The organism is Rhodococcus sp. IEGM 1305 (assembly GCF_030058635.1).
GTDB lineage: Bacteria > Actinomycetota > Actinomycetes > Mycobacteriales > Mycobacteriaceae > Rhodococcus_F > Rhodococcus_F opacus_D.
Window position 1 is genome coordinate 26231 of sequence record NZ_JASHKX010000052.1, and the last position, 19709, is coordinate 45939.

Consider the following 19709-nt stretch of genomic DNA (forward strand, 5'->3'; position numbering starts at 1 on the left):
AGGCATGCGCGAACGCCGATACTCGTCCACCAGCCCCGAACGCCTGGCCGCAGCCCTGTTCGACGTCGCGGCCGAGTCGGGGCTCGAGGGCGCCAGCGTGCGCGAGGTCGCCAAGAGGGCGGGTGTGTCCATCGGAGCCGTGCAGCACCACTTCTCTACGAAGGACGAGATGTTCGCGTTCGCCCTGCGGACCCTCGTCGACAAACTCCTCGCCCGACTGTCGGAGGTCGAGCGCGGCGGGGATCCCGCCCGGGCCCTGTTCGCCGCGATGTCCCAGTTGCTGCCGCTCGACGAGGCGCGGTCGCGGGAGGCGCACGTCATGGCGGCATTCGCCGTCCGGGCCGCGACCTCCCCGTCGCTCGCCGAGATCCGGCGCAAGACCCTGTTCACCATCCGCACCGGACTGTCCGCCGTGCTCATCGGGATCGGCACCCCGGAGGCGGAAACCCGTGCGGCGCTTCTCCTCGCCACCGTCGACGGCCTTGCCCTCGATGCGATCGGCAGTCCGGCGCTGTACCCGCCGGAGTACCTCGAGCACGCCCTCGACATTCAGATCGGCATGATTCTGCAGGGCGCCGACGTCGTGCCGTCGTCGTCGATCGAACTGGCCAGCTGACCCCTCGGCCGATGTCACATCCGTCTCGTCAGAGTGAACCGCTGTCACATCGGGCGGGGGGCGCGGGGCGGTTCGCGCCCAGCCCGTCCGGCGACCTGCACCTCGGCAACCTGCGGACCGCCGTGCTGGCGTGGCTGTTCGCCCGGTCCACCGGCCGGAAGTTCCTCCTGCGCGTCGAAGACCTCGACCGCGTCCGCGAGGGCGCCCGCGACCGGCAACTGGCCGACCTCGCGGAACTCGGCCTCGACTGGGACGGCGACGTCGTGTCGCAGTCGCACCGACTGTCGCGGTACGACGCTGCCATCGCCGAACTCCACGCCGCCGGCCTCACGTACGAGTGCTTCTGCACGAGAAGAGAAATCCTCAAAGCCGCGTCGGCGCCGCACGCACCGCAGGGCGCGTACCCGGGGACCTGCCGCAACCTGACACCGGACGAACGCGCAGACCGGCTCGCCGGCGGCCGACCACCCGCGCTGCGGCTGCGCGCCGGCGTCACGTCGTTCACCATCGACGACGTCCTGCACGGCAGCTATTCCGGCATGGTGGACGATCTCGTGCTGCGGCGCGGCGACGGGACACCCGCCTACAACCTCGCGGTGGTCGTCGACGACGCCGCCCAGGGAATCGATCAGGTGGTGCGCGGCGACGACCTGCTCTCGTCCGCGCCCCGCCAGGCCTACCTCGCCGGGCTGCTCGGGTTGACCGCCCCCACCTACGCGCACGTGGCCCTCGCACTCAACGAGGACGGCAAACGGCTCGCGAAACGCGACGGCGCCGTCACGCTCGCCGACCAGAAAGCGTTGGGACGCACCCCGAGCGACGTCCTCGGAGTGCTGGCGACGTCACTCGCGCTCGCGGAACCGGGCGAGGTCGTGGATCTCGGGATACTCCTCGACCGGTTCGACCCGGCCCGCCTGCACCGCGAACCGTGGGTGGTCAGGCTCCCGACGCCGCAGCAATCACCATGATCAGGAAGAACAGGATCCAGCCGACGACGTAGGCGCCGCCGATGGCGATTCCGGCGATCGCAAGTCCGCGGCCCTCCTGCCCGGACTGCTTGATCTGGCCCAGCGCAATGATGCCGAGGATGATGCCGACGATGGAGCCGAGGCCGTAGAAGCATCCGCCGACGATCGACGTGATCAGCGACGCGATCGCGAGACCGTTCGTCCCCAGCGGCCGCGGGTAGGGCGCGCCGTACGGGTTCGGTGCGCCGTACTGCGGGGCGGGACCGCCGTATTGGCCCGAAGCCCCGTACTGGTTGGGCGCGCCGCCGTACTGGTTGGGGGCGCTGTACTGATTCGGGGCGGCATACGGGTTGGGCGTCCCGTACTGCTGGTTCGGCGCCCCGTACTGGTCGCCGCCGTACTGATTCTGATTCGGTGCGGCATACGGATTCGGAGAAGTCCCATACGCGCCCGGCTGCTGATAGTCGGGGTACTTCTCGGTGGGCGCCGAATAGGTGGGATAACCGGATTCGTCGACCCCGTATCCGTCGCGCGGCAAGCCGGGAACCTCGCCATAAGTGGGTGGTGTTTGCCCGTTGTACGGATTCGAATCGTCCGATCCCCCAGAATTAGTCACGATAACCAGCGTAAAGCATCAAAACCGCAGGAGAAGAAGCAGACCAAAGGGAGGCGAGTAAAGGATTGTCCACGTAGTGTTTATTCGCACTGTCACGCGCGAGCATTCAACTCTTGCTGAGGGGATCACATGACGACTGGTGGATACGACCCTAACGACAAACCTGAAGGTGGTGACCAGGGCGGATACCCCCCGCGGGGCAATCCTCCACCGCCGCCCGGCGGATATCCGCCACCCCCGGGGAATTACCCTCCGCCGCCGCAGGGACCGCCGCCCGGCGGATATCCGCCACCGCCGCCCGGCGGAAACTACCCGCCCCCGCCCGGCGGAAACTATCCGCCGCCTCCCGGTAATTACCCGCCGCCGCAGGGCAATTACCCGCCGCCGCCCCAGGGACCGCCGCCCGGTGGATATCCGCCGCCTCCGCCGATGTCGGATTACGGCACGCCCGGGCAGACGCCGGGGCAGTTCTCCGTGGGCGACGCGATCGGCTACGGCTGGAACAAATTCAAGGACAACGCGCTCATCTGGATCGGCATCCTGCTGATCGCCGCCATCATCCAGGTGGTGCTGAACCTCGTCTTCGGCGGCTTCAGCACGTCGTCCGACATGAGCGCGGCGTTCTCGGTGTGGCGCATCATCGGCACGATCGTCACGACCATCGTCGGCTATCTGATCAATGCGGCTCTCGTGCGGGGCGCACTGCACGAGGTGGACGGGAACAAGCCGGCGTTCGGTTCGTTCTTCCAGTTCACCAATGTCGGGGCGATCATCATCGCCAGCGTGATCATCGGTGTGGCCGCCACCATCGGTTTCGTCCTGCTCATCATCCCGGGTCTCATCGTCATCTTCCTGACCTGGTGGACGCTGCAGTTCGTCATCGATCAGAACGAGGACGCGATCACCGGCATCAAGTCGAGCTTCCGCGTGATCTCGCAGAACGTCGGCCCGGTGCTGCTGCTGGCCCTCGCTCTCGTCGGCATCAACATCGTCGGTGCACTCCTCTGCGGCGTCGGACTTCTCGTCTCGATCCCGATCACGATCATCGCGTCGACCTACGCGTACCGCGTGCTCACCGGCCGTTACGTCGCGGCCTGACCGCTCGCTCCCACGGGTGAGTGTGCTTCCTGTCCTTCGCGGACGGAAAGTACGCTCACCCGTTTTGCCACTCCCGTCACTCGAGTCACTTCCACCCCTTGCGTAAGGTGCTCAGGCGTCATCCGAGACATTCAGGACTCGAGATTCGAGGGGGAACACATGACTACCGGTGGATTCGATCCAGGCCAGGGACAACAGCCGTTCGGCGGGCAGCAGTACGGGCAACCGCACTACAACGGGGCGGGGCAGCAGCAGTACGGACAGCAGTTCGGCGCACCGCCGCAGTTCGATTCGGCACAGCAGTTCGGCACCCAGCCGTTCGCGCAGCCGGACTTCGGGTTCGACCCGTCCCGTCCCGGTGAACTTCTTCCCCGCCTCGGCGCACGGGTGATCGACGGTCTGATCGTCGGCATCCCGATGGCCGTGGTCAGCACCGTCCTCGCGCTGGTGCTGGGCAACTTCCTGGGCAGCGTCCTCGGCGCGATCCTCACCGCGGCCGCCGTCGTCGGCTACTTCGTCTTCCTCGAGACGACGAGGGGGCAGACCCTGGGCAAGCAGATGCTGGGCCTGCGCGTCGAGGGCCCCAACGGCGGGTTCCCCACCCAGCAGCAGTCGCTGACCAGGAACGGTTTCTACGTCCTGTCCGCGCTCGGTGGGTTCCCGCTCCTCGGGTTCCTGTTCGGTCTGCTCGGCGTCGTTGCCGCGATCGTCATCGGGGTGACGATCAACGGCAGCCCCACCAAGCAGGGCAAGCACGACGAACTGGCCGGCGGCACGCGCGTCGTTCAGGGCTAGTCCGAACCCGTCCTACCGTGCGGGTGAACGTATCTTTCGTCGCGTCAGATCGGACAAAAGGTACGTTCACCCGTTCCTGATTCGCGCCCTTCCACCTGCAGGTGCTTGGATTGCGGCGTGACAGCCTCAGATCAGCAGACCAAACCAGACGACCACGCGACGTTCGCGCACGTCAGCCGGGGGTACTACCCCACGTTCGTCGCCCTCTTCACCGCGACGCTGCTGATCTCGAATATCTGCGCGACGAAGGGCGTCGCGTTCTTCGCCGATTCGTCGCTGACCATCGGGCCGCTGCAGATCCTGCCCGTCATCACCGACGGCGGCTTCTTCCTGTTCCCGCTCGCCTACATTCTCGGCGACGTCCTCAGCGAGGTGTACGGGTTCAAGTCGACGCGTCGAGCGATCTACCTGGGCTTCGGCGCCCTGATCCTGGCGGCGTTCTGCTTCTGGCTCCTCATCGAGCTGCCGTCCGCCGACTTCTACGAGAACCAGGAGGCGCTGCGGTCCGTCGTCGGCGTTTACCCGCGACTGCTGCTCGCCGGGCTGGCCGGTTACCTCGTCGGGCAGATGCTGAACTCGGTGACGCTGGTCCTGATCAAGGAGCGCACCAAGGAGAAGCACCTGTGGGCGCGGCTCATCGGGTCCACCATCGTCGGTGAGTTCGCCGACACCCTGATCTTCTGCTCCATCGCCGCAGGCGCGATCGGCATCAGCACGTGGAGCGATTTCGTCAACTACGTGATCGTCGGATTCCTGTGGAAGACCCTCGTCGAGGTACTGGTCATGCCGATCACGTACCGCGTCATCGCGTACGTGAAGAAGCGCGAACCCACCTACCAGCTCTGACCCCCACGTGAGTGGGAAAGTGTGCCCGAGGACGCTTTCCCACTCACGTGCGGTAGAAGCGGCCCAGGGTTTCGGCTTTGAACTCGTCGAAGTAGCCGCCCTCGATGCTGGCGCGTATCTGATCGACCAACCGCACGGTGAAGCGTTCGTTGTGGATGGTGCACAACGTAGACGCCAGCATTTCCTTCGCCTTGAACAAATGGTGAATGTAGGCGCTGGTGTAATTCGCGCAGGTGTAGCAATCGCAGTTCTCGTCGATGGGCGTGAAGTCACGACGGAAGCGGCTGGTGTTGATGTTGAACCGGCCGTCCGGGTGGTAGATCGCGGCGTTGCGCGCGACCCGTGACGGATTCACGCAGTCGAACGTGTCGGCGCCGTTCTCGATGGCCACGAAGAAGTCGTCCGGCTCGCTGATGCCGAGCATGTGCCGCGGCTTGTGCTCGGGAAGCTCCTCGTTGCACCAGCGGACGATGGTGCCGAGGTTCTGCTTCTCGAGCGCACCGCCGATGCCGTATCCGTCGAACCCGCGGCCGCTCTCCCCCGTGATCGACTCCAGCCCCCGGCACGCCTGCCTGCGCAGGTCCTCGTACTGCGCGCCCTGCACGACCCCGAACAGCGCCTGGTACGGGCGATGGGCGCGCTCAGCGGTGAGCTTCTCGTGCTCGGCGATGCAGCGCACCGCCCACGCCTGCGTCCGCTCCACCGACTGCTCCTGGTACCCGCGGGTGTTCAGCAGCGTGGTGAGCTCGTCGAACGCGAACATGATGTCGGCGCCGAGCTGGTGCTGGATCTGCATCGACACCTCGGGGGTGAACCGGTGCCGCGACCCGTCCAGGTGCGATTTGAACGTGACCCCGTCGTCGTCGACGGTCGCGAGGCGTTCCTTGCCCTTCGCGATGACGTCGTCGGAGCGCACCCCGACCGCTTCCATCGCGAGGACCTTCTTGAACCCGACGCCCAGCGACATGACCTGGAATCCGCCGCTGTCGGTGAACGTCGGGCCGTCCCAGTTCATGAACTTGCCCAGACCGCCGGCCTCGTCGACGATGTCCGGCCCGGGCTGCAGGTACAGGTGGTACGCGTTGGCGAGCAGCGACTGCGCGCCCAGTTCCTTCATGCTCTCCGGCAGCACCGCCTTGACGGTGGCCTTGGTGCCGACGGCCACGAACGACGGCGTCGCGATGTCACCGTGCGGGGTGTGAATGGTTCCGGTACGACCCAGCTGCCCGTCGAGTCGGGTACCGACGGTGAAGAACGGATCGGGCGGGGTCGGGACTACGGCATTCACGGGGCTATCCAATCACGGGCGACATTTCCGGCGACACATCACTACTTCGTTCGATAGTGGGTACAGAGAGTGAGACGATCCCACCCCTTCGACCGGAGGAACCGCCATGAGCGACGAGCAGGCCGGCCATCGGATCGACAGGCGAACCTTTCTCTCGGGTGCGGCGGTCGCCGGCGGGGTGACCGTGATGTCGGGCCTCTTCGACCGTCGGGCGGACGCATCGGAGAAACCGCTGCACCGGCAGCCCAGCAATTACGTGCAGCCCAACATCGTGTTCATCGTCGTCGACGAGATGCGGTTTCCCCAGGTCTTTCCCGCGGGAATCACCACTGCCGACCAGTTTCTGCAGCGGTTCATGCCCAACCTCTACACGCTGTGGGCGCCCGGGGTGAAGTTCACGCAGCACTACACGGCCGGGGTGGCGTGCAGTCCGGGCCGCGCGTGTTTCGTCACCGGTCTGTATCCGCTGCAGAACTGGATGCTGCAGACACGGACCGGTAATCGGGCCTCCCCCGTCCCGTCGCCCGCGATGGGACGGGACTTTCCGACGTACGGCAAGCTGCTGCGGCAGGCGGGCTACGTCACGCCGTACGTCGGCAAGTGGCATCTGTCGCCGTCCCCCGACGAGGACTCCGGGCTCGCCCCCGGCTACCTCGAGGAGTACGGGTTCGACGGACTGACGATGCCCGACATCATCGGAATGAACGGTGAGGGATTCGAATTCGATGGGCACATCGCCGACCAGGCCGCGGCGTGGTTGTCGACGCGGAAGCCCGGGGACGGCCCGTTCTGCCTGACGGCGAGCTTCGTCAATCCCCACGACCAGCAGTTCTTCTGGGCCGGAACGGAAGCGGAACGGTATCAGTCGCTGTACGCGAACAACGTTCCCCCACTCAGTCCCGCGCGGGCCTGGTCGGTGACCACCGGCGAGAGCGACCCTCCGCGCCTGGGTTATCCGTCGGTGCCGCCGAACTGGGAACCCGAGAAGGCATTGCAGTCGAAACCGAGCACCCAGGTGTTCGCGCGGGAGTTCCAGGCCCTGGTGTGGGGCGGCGTCACCGACGACATCCAGAATCTGTCGAACTACTACCTCCAGCCCTACGGCCAGGGCACCGATCCCGACCGCCACATCGCGTTCGCGCCGTACACGTACTGGGAGCGGGCCCTGGACAGTTACACCAACGTGCTGTCGATGGTCGATCACCACATCGGCACGGTGATCAACTCGCTGCCGGAGGATGTCGCGGCGAACACCGTCTTCGTCATGACGTCCGATCACGGCGAATATGCCGGGGCGCACGGCTTCGTCGCGGGCAAGTTGTCCACCGCCTACGACGAGGCGTTCCACATCCCGCTGATCGTCGCCGACCCGACCGGGCGATTCACCGGCGATACCGACACCCCGCGCGGCCAGCTCACGTCGAGCGTCGACGTGGTGCCGCTGCTCGCGACGCTCGGGCACGGCGACCGGAACTGGATGTCCGGGGACCTGTTCGCCACGTACGCCGAACGCGCCGACCTCATGCCGCTGCTGCGGAGCAACACCGCGGCCGGTCGCGACCACGTCGTCCTCGCCACCAACGAGCACGCACCGCAGGGGGTCAACTGGAACAATTCCCCCACCCACATCTACGTGCTGCGCACCCCCGAGGCGAAGGTCGCGGTGTATTCGAAGTGGCTGGGGCCCACCGCCTACGTCGACCCGGCGTCGCTCCAGTACGAATTCTACGACTACGCCACCGAACGCGGTCGGGCGGAACTCGACAACACCTTCGATCACGACCCGCGCGGTCCGGCCATGGCTGCGCAGCTGATGACCCAGTACCTGCCGACTCAGCTCGCCGCGCCGCTCCCCCCGGCGTTCGCTCAGCAGGGTGCCGACGCGATGGCCCGCTACCTCGCCTACATCCAGCTGATCAACCGGTACACGCCCGGCGAGATCGACCGCGAGGGCATCGACAAGCTGACCGCGTTCGGGGAGGTGTTCTGACGGTTATGGCCGGGAAAGTCGTTGCCGCCGTGCTGGTTCTGCTGCTGTGGTCCGGCGGCACCTCCCTCGCGTCCGCGGCGCCCCCACCGACCGCGCAGTGCGCGTGGCAATTCATGTCCGACTCGACCGTGCTCGACGTCGCCTTCCCCGACGCCAACGCGACGTACTGGGTGCTGCCCTACGCGTTGGGGCCGGATGACACCATCGAACTGAGCGGCACCTACCCGGCCGCCCGGTACTTCTCGCTCAATACGTATGGGACGAACTTCGACACCGTCGACACGTTGCGCGACAACCAGATCGGACCCGACCCCGGCAGCGAAAACCCGTTCGCCGACGCCGCCGCCGGCGCCCTGCCCGCCACGCAGAAGCGCTGGCACGCGACGGTCGTGACCGGTCCGGCCGACCACTCCCGCAACCAGATTCAGGCCCTGCCCGCCGGAGCCGACACGCAGTCGGTACCCGTCGGCTTCCTCATCATCCGGGTGTACGTGCCCGACGACCCGGCATCTCCGACGGGCGGAGTTCCACTACCCGACGTGACGCTGACGTTCGGGGGCCGGACGTCGCCGGTGCCGACATGCGGATCCGAATTCGATCCCGCCGCCTACGACAACGGACCACTCGGACAGATCGCGGAGGCCGCATTCGACCAGATCATCGCCGGCGCAGCGTCCGGCGCGTTCCCCGGCAACGTGCCCGAGGCGACGTTCGTGAACCCCGCGAGCACGTCGGGCCTGTTCCCCAACGGCGACAACAAATATGTCGGGGCCGGCCTGACGTACCAGCCCGGACGCATCGTCGTCGTGCAGGGCCGGGCACCGACGTTCCCCGACACCCGTGCCGGCCAACCCGTCACCGCACCCGGCCGCCAGGTGCGGTACTGGTCGATGTGCCAGAACGATCAGGCGACGCCGTACCCGGTCGTCGCGTGCGCCGCCGACTTCCAGACACGCACCGACGGCGACGGCAACTACACGTACGTCGTTGCCGCACCGCAGGACGTCCCCGCCCGCGCCGCGTCCGACCCGGCCGTCACCGTCATCCCCTGGGGCTCCACCGACGTCGCGAAAAAGGTCCTGTTCCTGCGGTACATGCTGCCGTCCGACGCCTTCTACCCACAGTCGGTGCAGGCTTCGCAGAACGATCACACCGACCCGGCCGCCACGATGGGTCCGTACTATCCGCGCGCCGCCTACTGCGACACCGCCACCTTCGAAGCGGGGGGAAGCACTGCGTGCCTGTGAGTACTTATTAACCGCCCGTGGTTAACAAGTACTCACAAGTCGTCAGACCTCGGCGCCGACGAACTGGCTGTTGTAGAGGCGGTAGTACGCGCCGCGGGTGAGGAGCAGGTCGTCGTGGCTGCCCTGCTCGACGATGCGACCGTCCTCCATGACGACGATGAGGTCGGCGTCGCGGATGGTCGACAACCGGTGTGCGATCACGAAACTCGTGCGATCGCTGCGCAGAACCGCCGTCGCGTGCTGCACGAGCAACTCGGTGCGGGTGTCGACGGAACTGGTTGCCTCGTCGAGGATCAGGATCGACGGCTGCGAGATGAACGCGCGGGCGATGGTGATCAGCTGCTTCTCACCGGCACTGATGTTGCTGCCCTCTTCGTCGATGACGGTGTCGTAGCCGTCGGGCAGCGAGTGGACGAACCGGTCGACGTAGCTGATCCGTGCGGCTGCCTGGATCTCGTCCTCGGTGGCGTCGGGACGTCCGTACGCGATGTTGTCGCGGATGGTGCCGCCGAACAACCAGGCGTCCTGCAGCACCATGCCGATGCGGGACCGCAGGTCGTCGCGCGACATCTCGGCGATGTCGACACCGTCGAGGAGGATCTTGCCGCCGTCGAGTTCGTAGAACCGCAGGATCAGGTTGACGAGTGTGGTCTTGCCGGCGCCGGTGGGTCCGACGATGGCGACCATCTGACCGGGTTCCGCCACCAGCGACAGGTTCTCGATCAGCGGCTTCTCCGGCGAGTAGCTGAACGACACGTCCGAGAACTCCACCCGGCCGCGCGGCTCGGCCGGCGTCGGCGCTTCGGCGAGGTCGGGCTCCTCCTCGTCCTCGTCGAGGATGGCGAACACCCGCTCGGCGGACGCCACACCCGACTGCATGAGGTTGACCATCGCCCCGATCTGGGTGAGGGGCTGGGTGAACTGACGCGAGTACTGGATGAACGCCTGCACGTCGCCGAGGCTCATCGTGCCGGACGCCACCCGCATGCCACCCAGCACGGCGATGGCCACGAAGTTGAGGTTTCCGAGGAACATGATCGCGGGCATGATCAGGCCCGAGATGAACTGGGCCCGGTAACTGGCCTGGTAGAGCGCCTCGTTCTGCTCCTCGAACCGGGCCTCCACCTCACGGCTGCGACCGAACACGGTGACCAGTTCGTGGCCCGTGTACGCCTCCTCCACGTGAGAGTTGAGCGCTCCCGTCGACTTCCACTGCGATACGAAGTGGGTCTTGGACCGTTTCGCGATCTGCGCGGTCACCAGGATCGACAGCGGCACCGTCAGCACCGCGATCAACGCGAGCAGCGGCGAGATGACGATCATCATCACGAGGATGCCGATCACCGTCATCGCCGACACGATCAGCTGACTCATCGTCTGCTGCAACGACTGCGAGACGTTGTCGATGTCGTTGGTGACCCTGCTCAGCAGGTCGCCGCGGGAGTGGGAGTCGAAGTAGCGCAGCGGAAGTCGATGGATCTTCCGTTCGACCTCGGCGCGCAGATTCTTCACGACACCCTGCACGATGATGTTCAGCAGGAAACCCGACAGCCACATGAACACCGACGACCCCAGGTACAGGGCCAGCACGATCGCCAGCACCCGGCCGAGCGCGCTGAAGTCGATACCGACACCGGGCACGACGGCCATGCCGGACACCATGTCGGCGAACGTGTTCTGCCCGTCGGCCCGCAGTGCGGCGACGGCCTGATCCTTCGACATCCCGGCGGGCAACTGCGCGCCGATGATGCCGTCGAAGATCAGGTTCGTGCCCTGACCGAGCATCCGCGGCGCGATCGAGGTGAGCACCACCGACACGGCAGCGACCAGGAAAACGATGCCGACGGCGATCCGGTGGGGACCCAGCCGCCTCAGCAACCGCTTGGTGGACGGCCACAGGTCGTTCGGCTTGGACCCCGGGGCACCCGGAGCGACCGGTCCCGGAATACGGGGGCCGGCGGGCCTTTCGGCAGTGGTGGTGGTTGCGCGATCGCTCATAGTGCTTCCTGGACCGATCGTTGGGATTCGACGATCTCGACGTAACACGGACACGTCTCGAGCAGTTGGTCGTGCGTGCCGATTCCGACCACCGCGCCGTCCTCGAGGACCACGATCTGCTCGGCCTCCACGATCGTCGAGACACGTTGGGCGACGACGATGACGCACGCGTCCGAGGTCTCGGGTTTGAGCGCCGCACGCAGCCGCGCGTCGGTGGTGAGGTCGAGGGCGGAGAAAGAGTCATCGAACAGGTAGATCGACGGGCGACGGACCAGCGCCCGCGCGATGGCGAGTCGCTGTCGCTGACCGCCGGACACGGTCGTGCCGCCCTGCGCGATCGGAGTGTCGAGACCCTCGGGCATGGCGCGGACGAAATCCGCGGCCTGCGCGATCTCCAGTGCCCGCCACAGTTCGTCGTCGGTGGCATCGGGTTTGCCGTACCGGAGGTTGGTGGCGACGGTGCCCGAGAACAGGTACGGCCGCTGCGGAACGAGTCCGATGCCGGACCGCAGGACGTCCAGGTCGATGCGGCGCACATCCGTGTCGGACACGGTGACCGAACCCGACGTGGCGTCGATGAGGCGAGGGATCAGCGACAGCAGCGTCGTCTTACCGGAACCGGTGCCGCCGATGATCGCGGTGGTCTTGCCCGGCTCGGCGCGGAAGCTGATGTCGCGCAACACCGGTTCGTCGGCACCAGGGAACTTGAACTGGGCGTCGCGCAGTTCCACCACACCAGGGTTCTCGAGCACGGTGACTGCATCGACCGGCGGCACGACGGTGGAATCGGTGGCGAGCACCTCGCCGATGCGTTCGGCGCAGACGGTGGCGCGGGGGGCCATCATCGCGATGAACGACGCCATCATCACCGACATCAGGATCTGCATGATGTAGCTGAGCATCGCGGTCAGCGAGCCGACCTGCATGGTGCCGCTGTTGATCTCGTGACCGCCGAACCAGATGACGGCGACACTGGTGATGTTCGCGATGACCATCACGAGGGGGAACATCACCGCCGTCAGCCTGCCCACCCGCAGGGCGGTCTGGGTGAGCTGCTCGTTCGCGTCGCCGAACCGCGCCACCTCGGAGCGCTCACGGACGAACGCCCGCACCACGCGGATACCGGTGATCTGCTCACGCAGCACCCGGTTGACCCCGTCGATCCGGGTCTGCATCTCCCGGAACGCGGGCACCATCCGCGAAATCACGAAACCCATGGACAGCGCGAGTACCGGCACGGTGACCGCCAGGATCCAGGCGAGCCCGGCGTCCTCGCGGATCGACATCACGACGCCGCCGACGCACATGATCGGCGCCATCACCAGGATCGTGCAGCTCATCACGACGAGCATCTGCACCTGCTGCACGTCGTTGGTGTTGCGGGTGATCAGGGACGGCGCGCCGAAGCGGCCGAATTCGCGGGACGAGAAGCTCCCGACCTGATGCATCACGGCGCGGCGCACGTCGCGCCCGAAACCCATTGCGGCGCGGGCGCCGAAGAACACCGAACCGATCGAGCAGATGATCTGCACGACGGTGACGAGCAGCATCATGACGCCCGTGGACAGGATGTACCCGGTGTCGCCCTTGGTGACGCCGTTGTCGATGAGATCGGCGTTCAGACTGGGCAGGTACAGGGCTGCCGCGGTCGCGACGAGTTGGAACAGGACGACCGCCGTGAGGTCCCGCTTGTACGGGCGGAGGTACGTGGTGAGCAGGGCATTCAACATGGGCAGCGATCCTGGCGGGTCATCATTATGTCCGAAGGTTACCAACAGAAACGACCGCAGGCCCGCGGATTTTCGGGGCCTCCGGCCCCGTGCGCCTTTCTGGTAGCACGCACTACCAGAAAGGCGCACGGGCGCGAAGCGCCTACCGGACGGGCTGCAGCGGCTCGTCCGCGTCGTGCAGGACCTTCTTCAGTTTCTCGCCCTCGATGTCGACGTTGGGCAGGATCTTGTCCAGCCACTTCGGCAGCCACCACGCCTTGTCGCCGAGCAATGCCATCACGGACGGGATGATCACCATGCGCACGACGAAGGCGTCGAAGAACACGGCCGCCGCCAGGGCGAAACCGATCGACTTGATGAACGAGTTCGGCTCGGCGATGAACGCCGCGAACACCGAGATCATGATGACCGCGGCGGCGCTGACCACCCGGGCACCGTGGTTGAAACCGACGGTGACGGCCTGCTTCGCGGTCGCGCCGTGGACGTATTCCTCGCGCATCCGGGTCACCAGGAACACCTGGTAGTCCATCGCGAGACCGAACACGACGCCGATCAGGAAGATCGGCATGAAGCTGACGATCGGCTGCGGGTTGGAGATGATGCCGCCCCAGCCCTCCTGGAACACCGCGACGGTGGCACCGAACGTGGCCGCGACGCTGAGCAGGAAGCCGAGGGTGGCCGTCAGCGGCACGAGCACCGACCGGAACACCAGCAGCAGCAGGAGGAAGGCGAGGCCCACGACCACCGCGAGGTACGGGATCAGCGCGTCCTGCAGCGTCTCGGACACATCGCCTTCGAGCGCGGTCTGCCCGGTGACGCCGTAGTTGACGCCGATCGAGTCGTGCAGCTCCGCCTCCGCACCGCGGATGTTGTTCACCAGGTCCATCGTCGCCGGATCGCTGGGGGCGCTGCTCGGCGTCACCAGGATCTGCGCGGTGTCACCGGCCTTGTTCACGCCGACGACCTGAGCGTTGGACACGTCGTCCTGCGCGGTGATGGTCTTCACGACATCCCCGAACGCCGCCGACGGCGTGCCGGTGGTGACGTGCTTGGCGTCGACGACGACGAGCAGCGGACCGTTCTTGCCGGGTCCGAAGCCTTCGCTCACGAGGTCGTAGGCCTGCCGGGAGCTGGTGGCGGGGTCGCCGGTGCCCTCACTGGGGAGGGCCAGGCTCAGGCCGGTCGCCGGGATGGCGAGCGCCCCGAGCACCACGACTCCGGCGATCAGCGGAATCGCGGGCCTGCGGACCACGGCGCTGATGTACCGCAGGGCGAGGCTCGGCTTGCCCTCGTCGTCCTCGAGGTCACGACTGCTGAGGAACGGGATCTTGCCTGCGAACGCCTTCTTCCCGAACAGCCCGAGGATCGCGGGCAGGAGCGTCAATGCGATCGAGACGGCGATGAACACCGTGAACGCGGCGGCCGCACCCATGTCGGAGAGGAACGGGATCCCGACGACGCGGAGCGCGATCAGGGCGATGATCACCGTGAGACCGGCGAACACCACGGCGGAACCGGCGGTGCCGACGGCACGTCCGGCCGCTTCCGAGCGGTCGTCGGTGAGCGAAAGCTCGTGTCGGAACCGGGACACGATGAACAGCGAGTAGTCGATGGCGACGGCCAGGCCGATCATGATGGCCAGCGTGGGGGTCATCGAGCTGAGGTCGGTGAAGCCGGTGGCGACGGTGATTCCGAGGCTGCCGATCATGATGCCGATGATCGCGGTGATCAACGGCAGACCCGCGGCGACCAGCGAACCGAACGTCAGCGCGAGCACGACCGCGGCCACGCCGATACCGACGAGTTCGGTGGCGCCGCCGGGCGGCTCGGCTTCGTTGGCTGCGGAGCCACTGATCTCGACGGTCAGTCCGGCGTTGCGGCCGGCGTCGGCCGCGGCCGAGATCTGGTCGCGCAGAGCCTGGTCGACGTCGCCCATGCCGCCCTTGAACGGCACCTCGACGTAGCCCACGGTCTTGTCGGCGTTGAGCGGAGACAGCGCCTGCGCGTTCGCGACGGCGGCGTCTTCACTGATCCCCTTGTCGGCCGCGGTCGACTTCGCCATCTCGACGAGCTGCTCGTTCGCGGTGACGGGGTTTACCAGTGCCTTCGCGGCGTCGGCGCCCGAGGCGGTGGCGGGATCGACCTTGGCGGCGTCCTGGACCTGGTCGATGCCGCGCACCTTGGCGAGCACCGCGTCCATCGCCTGCTGACTCTGCTCGCTCTCGAGGGTCTGCCCCTCGGGAGCGGCGAACACGTAACGCGCGCTGACGGCGTTCATCGGGTCGCTGCCCGCGGCCTCGGGGAACCGTTCGGCCATCAGGTCCTGCGCCTGCTGCGCGGGGGTGCCCGGGATGGAGAACGAGTCCTTCGTGGGCCCGGACAGCGTTGCCGCCCCGACGCCCATGAGGACCAGGATCACCAACCAGACGCTGAGGACCGCACCTTTTCGCCGGTAGGCGAATCTGCCGATCCGATAGAGATAGGTGGCCACGAGAGGCTCCTTCTGAGTCGGTGGAACGAAGAGTGATTCGGGGCAGCCGGCTACGGCTGCGGGATTCCCTGACGGAGTTGGCGCATGGCGTCGCGGACGAGTTCTTCGGGTCCGCTCGCACCGGACTTGCCGCTCATCCACAGGTCGAGCGACGCCTTGCACGCCGATCCGACCGCCAGGTGCAGCAGGTTGGGGTAGAGGTCGGTGTCGATGTTCGTGCCCGTGCGTTCGGCGATCACCTCACCGACCAGACGGGTGACGCGCAGGTGCACTTCGAGTTTCTTCGCGAGCAGTGCGGGGCTGGTCTCGACGAGTTCCATCATCACCGCGGTCTCTTCGAGCGGTTTCGCCGGATCGGTGACGATCTGGACCACCACGTGCTCGAGGGAATCCCAGATCGGCTCGTCCTCGGGGCGGGCGCGGAGCAGGTCCACCCAGTCGTGGACGGACTGCTCGAAGTGCGCGAGTACCGCCTCCTCCTTGCTGGAGAAGTAGTTGTGGAACGTCCGAGTCGAGACTCCCGCCTCGGACGCGATGGCGTCGGCCGTGACGCATTCGATGCCCAGTGCGCGGGCCAGGCGTGCGGCGGCGCCGCTGAGGGCTGCGCGCGTGGCGGCCTTCTTGCGGTCCCGCAGTCCGATTTCCGAAATCACTACACCGACGGTACAGAACTTGCAGAGCTCTGCAAATTTGCGCGACAGTGCAACTTTTATGTTCTTGCCCACAGTCCGCGCAGCACTGTGTCGGGAGTCACCTCGGCGTTACGGTGGATTCATGTCCGATCCGACCGCGCCGCTGTCGTTCCGGGCGGACGAGATCGACCGCGCCGCCCTGGACCAACTCGCCGCAGTCCTCGACCTGCAGGCCGCGCGCCCGGGAATCCGGCGACTGCGCGAGTGGTCGCTCGCCGCCCTGCACGTGCAGCCGGGCGAGAGCGCCCTCGACCTCGGCTCGGGCACGGGATCGGAGACACGTGCGCTCGCCGCCGCGGTCACCCCGTCGGGTCGCGCGATCGGACTCGATCCCAATCCCGGCATGGCCCTCCTCGCCCGGGAGCGGGCCGGGGTGGAGGGCTCGACGGCGCAGTTCGTGATCGGCGACGCCTACTCGCTGCCGTTCCCCGACAACCGCCTCGACGTCGTGCGGTGTGAGCGGGTGTTCCAGCACCTGAGCGATCCGGACCGCGCGGCGGCGGAAGTGGCCCGTGTTCTGCGACCGGGCGGGCGAGGTGTCATCGTCGACAGCGACTGGGGCACGGCGATCATGCACCCCGGCGACCCCGAGATCCTGCAACGGATCATGGACGTGATGCTCTCGCACACCGCGAACCCGCACTCCGGACGGTTGCTCGCGGGGCAGCTCACCTCCGCCGGGCTCGTCGTCGAGGACATCGGCACGCAGGCGTTGATCCAGGATCCGGGCGATGTGACCGGCCCACTCGTCCAGATGATGACGGCCGCGGCGATCGCCGAGGGGGCGATCACCGACGCGCAGAGCGCGGAGCTGCTGGACCAGTTGAACGCCGCTGCCCGCAGCGGCGACTTCCACATGTCGGTGACGATGTTCGCCTACCTCGTCCGCAAGCCCTGACGAAACCCTTCCGACATTCGGAAACCGAGTGTGGTGGATCACCTCCGGTGCCGCACAGTGGTGGAGACGACGCTGACGCCTCACCGAGTCCGGCGTCACGAATAAAGCAGCAGCCCAGCATATTCCGGAGGCCCCCATGTCCACGATCGCCCGCAACCAGTGGTACGTCGCAGCCTACGGCCGTGAGGTCGGACGCGAACTGTTCTCGCGCACCATCTGCGAGGAGCCGATCCTGTTCTGGCGCACCGAGGCCGGCGAGGCCGTTGCGATGAGCGACCGGTGCGTGCACCGCCGGTACCCGCTGTCCGAGGCACCGAGCCGGCTCGACGGCGACAAGGTGGTCTGCGGCTATCACGGTTTCACCTACGGCAGCGACGGCGGGTGCGTGTTCGTGCCCGGCCAGGCGCGCGTTCCCCGCACCGCGCGGCTGCGCTCGTACCAGGTGGTCGAGCAGGACTCGTTCGTGTGGGTCTGGATCGCCGACCCACAAAACCCCCAGCAGGGCGATCCCACCCGCATCCCCCGCGCACCGTGGATGGATTCCCCCGACTACACCGTGGTCAGCGGCATGGAACCGATCGACTGCAACTACGGCCTGCTCGTCGACAACCTGATGGACCTGTCGCACGAGACGTACCTGCACGGCGGCTACATCGGCACCCCCGAGGTAGCGGAAACCCCGATCACCACGGAGATCGACGAGGACCGAAACGTCATCTACGTGTCCCGGCACATGGACGACGCCGAGTGCCCGCCGTTCTACTCCAAGTCCACCGGCATCGAGGGACGCATCACCCGCTGGCAGGACATCGAGTACACGCCCCCGTGCCTGTACCTGCTGCACAGCCGCATCGCCCCGATCGGCGCACCGCTGCCCGGCGACGACGGCTCCGACCCGCACGCGTTCCACAGCGAGATCGTGTACGCGATCACCCCGTCGACGGAGAATTCCACCCTCGACTTCTGGGCCGTGGCCCGCGACTTCGCGGTCGGCGACGACGCCGTCACGACGTTCCTGGCCGAGAACAACCGGACCGTCGTGATGCAGGACGTCGTGGCGCTGAACATCCTGCAGAAGGCGCTCGACACGGAAAAGGACGGCTACCAGGAGCTGTCGATCAACATCGACGCCGGCGGCCTCGGCGCACGCCGGATCCTGAAGAAGCTGGTCGACGCGCCGCAGGCCGTGACCGCCGCGGCGGTGGGCTGAACCGTGGAACCGACCAGGATGCTCCGCGGCGCCAACGTCATGCGCATCGTCTGGCTTCCGGGGTCGGACCTGCTCGAGGGCGAGTGCCACTGCGGCGCGCGCCACGTCGCGGAAGAACCAGCCGCCCTCTGGGAGTGGTTGCTCGCCCACCCCGAGGGACACCACCCCGCCGATCCGCCGGTGCCCGCCACGCCGCCGCCCGCGGCGCCGGAATCCGCTCCCGTTCCCGTCTGATCCCGGAGAAACCGCCATGCCTACCCCACCCGAACCCGTGCTCGACCTGGAGCTGACCACCAAGACCACCGGCGCCGACGGCGTCGTCGTCCTGGAGTTCCGCGACCCTTCCGGAGCCGACCTGCCCGCCTGGACGCCGGGTGCGCACATCGATCTGGTGCTGACGCCGGAGCTCACCCGCCAGTACTCGCTGTGCGGCGACCCGGCCGACACCGGGACGTGGCGCGTCGCCGTGCTGCGGGAGGTGATGGGGCGCGGCGGTTCGCAGTTCGTGCACGACAAGCTGAGCGAGGGCGACCGCGTCACGGTCCGGGGACCGCGCAACCATTTCGAGCTCGAGCCGTCACCGCGGTACGTGTTCGTCGCGGGCGGCATCGGGATCACGCCGATCCTCACCATGGCGCACGCCGCGGAGAACGCCGGCGCCGACTGGACCCTCGTCTACGGCGGACGCAGCCGCAGTTCGATGGCGTTCGCCGACGCACTCGCCGAGCGGTTCGGAGACCGGGTGGCGGTGCACCCCGAGGACGAGCACGGCCTCATCGACCTACCGGGGCTGCTCGGCGACGTTCGGGAGAACACCCTCGTCTACTGCTGCGGGCCGGCGCCGCTGCTCGACGCCGTCACCGGTCACTGCGACAGCTGGCCGTCCGGCGCGCTGCACATCGAGCGCTTCGCGGCCAAGGATCTCGAGGAACCGGTTCGGGCCGAGGGGTTCGAGGTGGAGCTGACACTGAGCGGCAAGACCGTGACGGTGGCACCCGAGCAGTCGATCCTGCAGGCCGTCACCGCCGCCGGCGTCCAGGTGCTGTCGTCCTGCGAGGAAGGGACCTGCGGAACCTGCGAGACGGCCGTGCTCGGCGGTACTGTCGATCACCGGGATTCCCTGCTCACCGCGGACGAGCAGGCTGCCAACGACACCATGATGATCTGCGTCTCGCGTGCGAGCTGTCCACGTCTGACGCTGGAACTGTGAGACGGAGAACGAGTAA

At 67.1% G+C, this 19709-nt stretch carries 17 protein-coding genes; 11 read left to right on the forward strand and 6 right to left on the reverse strand.

The window, feature by feature from the left end; genetic code table 11:
- The first annotated feature begins 4 nt into the window (after positions 1 to 4).
- Positions 5 to 616 carry a TetR/AcrR family transcriptional regulator gene (locus QM693_RS34955; RefSeq protein WP_011596657.1) on the forward strand — a complete coding sequence of 204 codons (612 nt, stop codon included), beginning with the start codon at positions 5 to 7 and terminating at the stop codon, positions 614 to 616.
- 11 nt (positions 617 to 627) lie between these two features.
- A complete protein-coding gene (gene gluQRS / locus QM693_RS34960; RefSeq protein ID WP_283354596.1) occupies positions 628 to 1584 on the forward strand; it encodes a tRNA glutamyl-Q(34) synthetase GluQRS in 957 nt (318 codons plus the stop codon).
- On the opposite strand, the gene QM693_RS34965 is transcribed toward gluQRS, so the two are convergent.
- Positions 1553 to 2122 (reverse strand): DUF4190 domain-containing protein, encoded by a 570-nt coding sequence (locus tag QM693_RS34965; protein ID WP_280781956.1) that lies wholly within the window; start codon positions 2120 to 2122, stop codon positions 1553 to 1555. The two genes, gluQRS and QM693_RS34965, sit on opposite strands and share 32 nt — an antisense overlap.
- A 207-nt stretch (positions 2123 to 2329) precedes the next feature.
- Between QM693_RS34965 and QM693_RS34970 the strand changes: the two genes are divergently transcribed.
- From QM693_RS34970 to QM693_RS34980, 3 genes are all read left to right on the forward strand, one after another.
- A complete protein-coding gene (locus QM693_RS34970) occupies positions 2330 to 3298 on the forward strand; it encodes a DUF2189 domain-containing protein (protein ID WP_280781804.1) in 969 nt (322 codons plus the stop codon).
- A gap of 159 nt (positions 3299 to 3457) precedes the next feature.
- Positions 3458 to 4093, forward strand: a complete 636-nt coding sequence (locus QM693_RS34975) for an RDD family protein (RefSeq protein WP_283354597.1) — start codon at positions 3458 to 3460, stop codon at positions 4091 to 4093.
- A gap of 117 nt (positions 4094 to 4210) precedes the next feature.
- Positions 4211 to 4939 carry a queuosine precursor transporter gene (locus tag QM693_RS34980; protein ID WP_005248717.1) on the forward strand — a complete coding sequence of 243 codons (729 nt, stop codon included), beginning with the start codon at positions 4211 to 4213 and terminating at the stop codon, positions 4937 to 4939.
- Between the two features lie 43 nt (positions 4940 to 4982).
- On the opposite strand, the gene tgt is transcribed toward QM693_RS34980, so the two are convergent.
- Positions 4983 to 6227 (reverse strand): tRNA guanosine(34) transglycosylase Tgt, encoded by a 1245-nt coding sequence (gene tgt / locus QM693_RS34985; RefSeq protein ID WP_009477237.1) that lies wholly within the window; start codon positions 6225 to 6227, stop codon positions 4983 to 4985.
- A 106-nt stretch (positions 6228 to 6333) separates the two neighbouring features.
- Here tgt and QM693_RS34990 point away from each other — a divergent pair, with 106 nt between their 5' ends.
- Complete coding sequence (locus QM693_RS34990; protein WP_283354598.1) at positions 6334 to 8217, forward strand: sulfatase-like hydrolase/transferase; 1884 nt, start codon at positions 6334 to 6336, stop codon at positions 8215 to 8217.
- Between the two features lie 5 nt (positions 8218 to 8222).
- Positions 8223 to 9464, forward strand: coding sequence for a hypothetical protein (locus QM693_RS34995; RefSeq protein WP_283354599.1), 1242 nt, complete (start codon positions 8223 to 8225; stop codon positions 9462 to 9464).
- Between the two features lie 42 nt (positions 9465 to 9506).
- Here QM693_RS34995 and QM693_RS35000 read toward each other — a convergent pair whose 3' ends face one another.
- The 4 genes from QM693_RS35000 to QM693_RS35015 all read right to left on the reverse strand — a co-directional run bounded on the left by QM693_RS35000 (position 9507) and on the right by QM693_RS35015 (position 16336).
- A complete protein-coding gene (locus QM693_RS35000) occupies positions 9507 to 11462 on the reverse strand; it encodes an ABC transporter ATP-binding protein (RefSeq protein WP_283354600.1) in 1956 nt (651 codons plus the stop codon).
- The gene (locus tag QM693_RS35005) at positions 11459 to 13192 is read right to left on the reverse strand and encodes an ABC transporter ATP-binding protein (protein WP_280781808.1); all 1734 of its coding nucleotides are present in this window, start codon (positions 13190 to 13192) and stop codon (positions 11459 to 11461) included. Before QM693_RS35005 ends, QM693_RS35000 begins: the two co-directional genes overlap by 4 nt.
- Before the next feature lie 142 nt (positions 13193 to 13334).
- The gene (locus tag QM693_RS35010) at positions 13335 to 15683 is read right to left on the reverse strand and encodes an MMPL family transporter (RefSeq protein WP_283354601.1); all 2349 of its coding nucleotides are present in this window, start codon (positions 15681 to 15683) and stop codon (positions 13335 to 13337) included.
- Positions 15684 to 15733: 50 nt separating this feature from the next.
- Positions 15734 to 16336, reverse strand: coding sequence for a TetR/AcrR family transcriptional regulator (locus QM693_RS35015; RefSeq protein WP_005253325.1), 603 nt, complete (start codon positions 16334 to 16336; stop codon positions 15734 to 15736).
- Between the two features lie 121 nt (positions 16337 to 16457).
- Here QM693_RS35015 and QM693_RS35020 point away from each other — a divergent pair, with 121 nt between their 5' ends.
- From QM693_RS35020 to QM693_RS35035, 4 genes are all read left to right on the forward strand, one after another.
- Positions 16458 to 17273, forward strand: coding sequence for a class I SAM-dependent methyltransferase (locus tag QM693_RS35020; RefSeq protein ID WP_283354602.1), 816 nt, complete (start codon positions 16458 to 16460; stop codon positions 17271 to 17273).
- A gap of 136 nt (positions 17274 to 17409) precedes the next feature.
- Positions 17410 to 18483: an aromatic ring-hydroxylating oxygenase subunit alpha gene (locus tag QM693_RS35025; RefSeq protein ID WP_283354603.1), complete on the forward strand. Its 1074-nt coding sequence runs from the start codon at positions 17410 to 17412 to the stop codon at positions 18481 to 18483.
- A gap of 18 nt (positions 18484 to 18501) precedes the next feature.
- The gene (locus tag QM693_RS35030; protein ID WP_317569662.1) at positions 18502 to 18717 is read left to right on the forward strand and encodes a hypothetical protein; all 216 of its coding nucleotides are present in this window, start codon (positions 18502 to 18504) and stop codon (positions 18715 to 18717) included.
- Between the two features lie 16 nt (positions 18718 to 18733).
- Positions 18734 to 19693 (forward strand): PDR/VanB family oxidoreductase, encoded by a 960-nt coding sequence (locus QM693_RS35035; RefSeq protein ID WP_283354605.1) that lies wholly within the window; start codon positions 18734 to 18736, stop codon positions 19691 to 19693.
- Positions 19694 to 19709 lie beyond the last annotated feature (16 nt).

What these genes read in the sequence shown, in the direction of transcription:
- QM693_RS34955 (WP_011596657.1), top strand. Translation starts at nt 5, where the DNA reads ATGCGCGAACGCCGATACTCGTCCACCAGCCCCGAACGCCTGGCCGCA.
- QM693_RS35005 (WP_280781808.1), bottom strand. Translation starts at nt 13,192, where the DNA reads ATGTTGAATGCCCTGCTCACCACGTACCTCCGCCCGTACAAGCGGGAC.
- QM693_RS34995 (WP_283354599.1), top strand. Translation starts at nt 8,223, where the DNA reads ATGGCCGGGAAAGTCGTTGCCGCCGTGCTGGTTCTGCTGCTGTGGTCC.
- QM693_RS34970 (WP_280781804.1), top strand. Translation starts at nt 2,330, where the DNA reads ATGACGACTGGTGGATACGACCCTAACGACAAACCTGAAGGTGGTGAC.
- QM693_RS35025 (WP_283354603.1), top strand. Translation starts at nt 17,410, where the DNA reads ATGTCCACGATCGCCCGCAACCAGTGGTACGTCGCAGCCTACGGCCGT.
- QM693_RS34975 (WP_283354597.1), top strand. Translation starts at nt 3,458, where the DNA reads ATGACTACCGGTGGATTCGATCCAGGCCAGGGACAACAGCCGTTCGGC.
- gluQRS (WP_283354596.1), top strand. Translation starts at nt 628, where the DNA reads ATGTCACATCCGTCTCGTCAGAGTGAACCGCTGTCACATCGGGCGGGG.
- QM693_RS35035 (WP_283354605.1), top strand. Translation starts at nt 18,734, where the DNA reads ATGCCTACCCCACCCGAACCCGTGCTCGACCTGGAGCTGACCACCAAG.
- QM693_RS34990 (WP_283354598.1), top strand. Translation starts at nt 6,334, where the DNA reads ATGAGCGACGAGCAGGCCGGCCATCGGATCGACAGGCGAACCTTTCTC.
- QM693_RS35030 (WP_317569662.1), top strand. Translation starts at nt 18,502, where the DNA reads ATGCTCCGCGGCGCCAACGTCATGCGCATCGTCTGGCTTCCGGGGTCG.
- QM693_RS35020 (WP_283354602.1), top strand. Translation starts at nt 16,458, where the DNA reads ATGTCCGATCCGACCGCGCCGCTGTCGTTCCGGGCGGACGAGATCGAC.
- QM693_RS35000 (WP_283354600.1), bottom strand. Translation starts at nt 11,462, where the DNA reads ATGAGCGATCGCGCAACCACCACCACTGCCGAAAGGCCCGCCGGCCCC.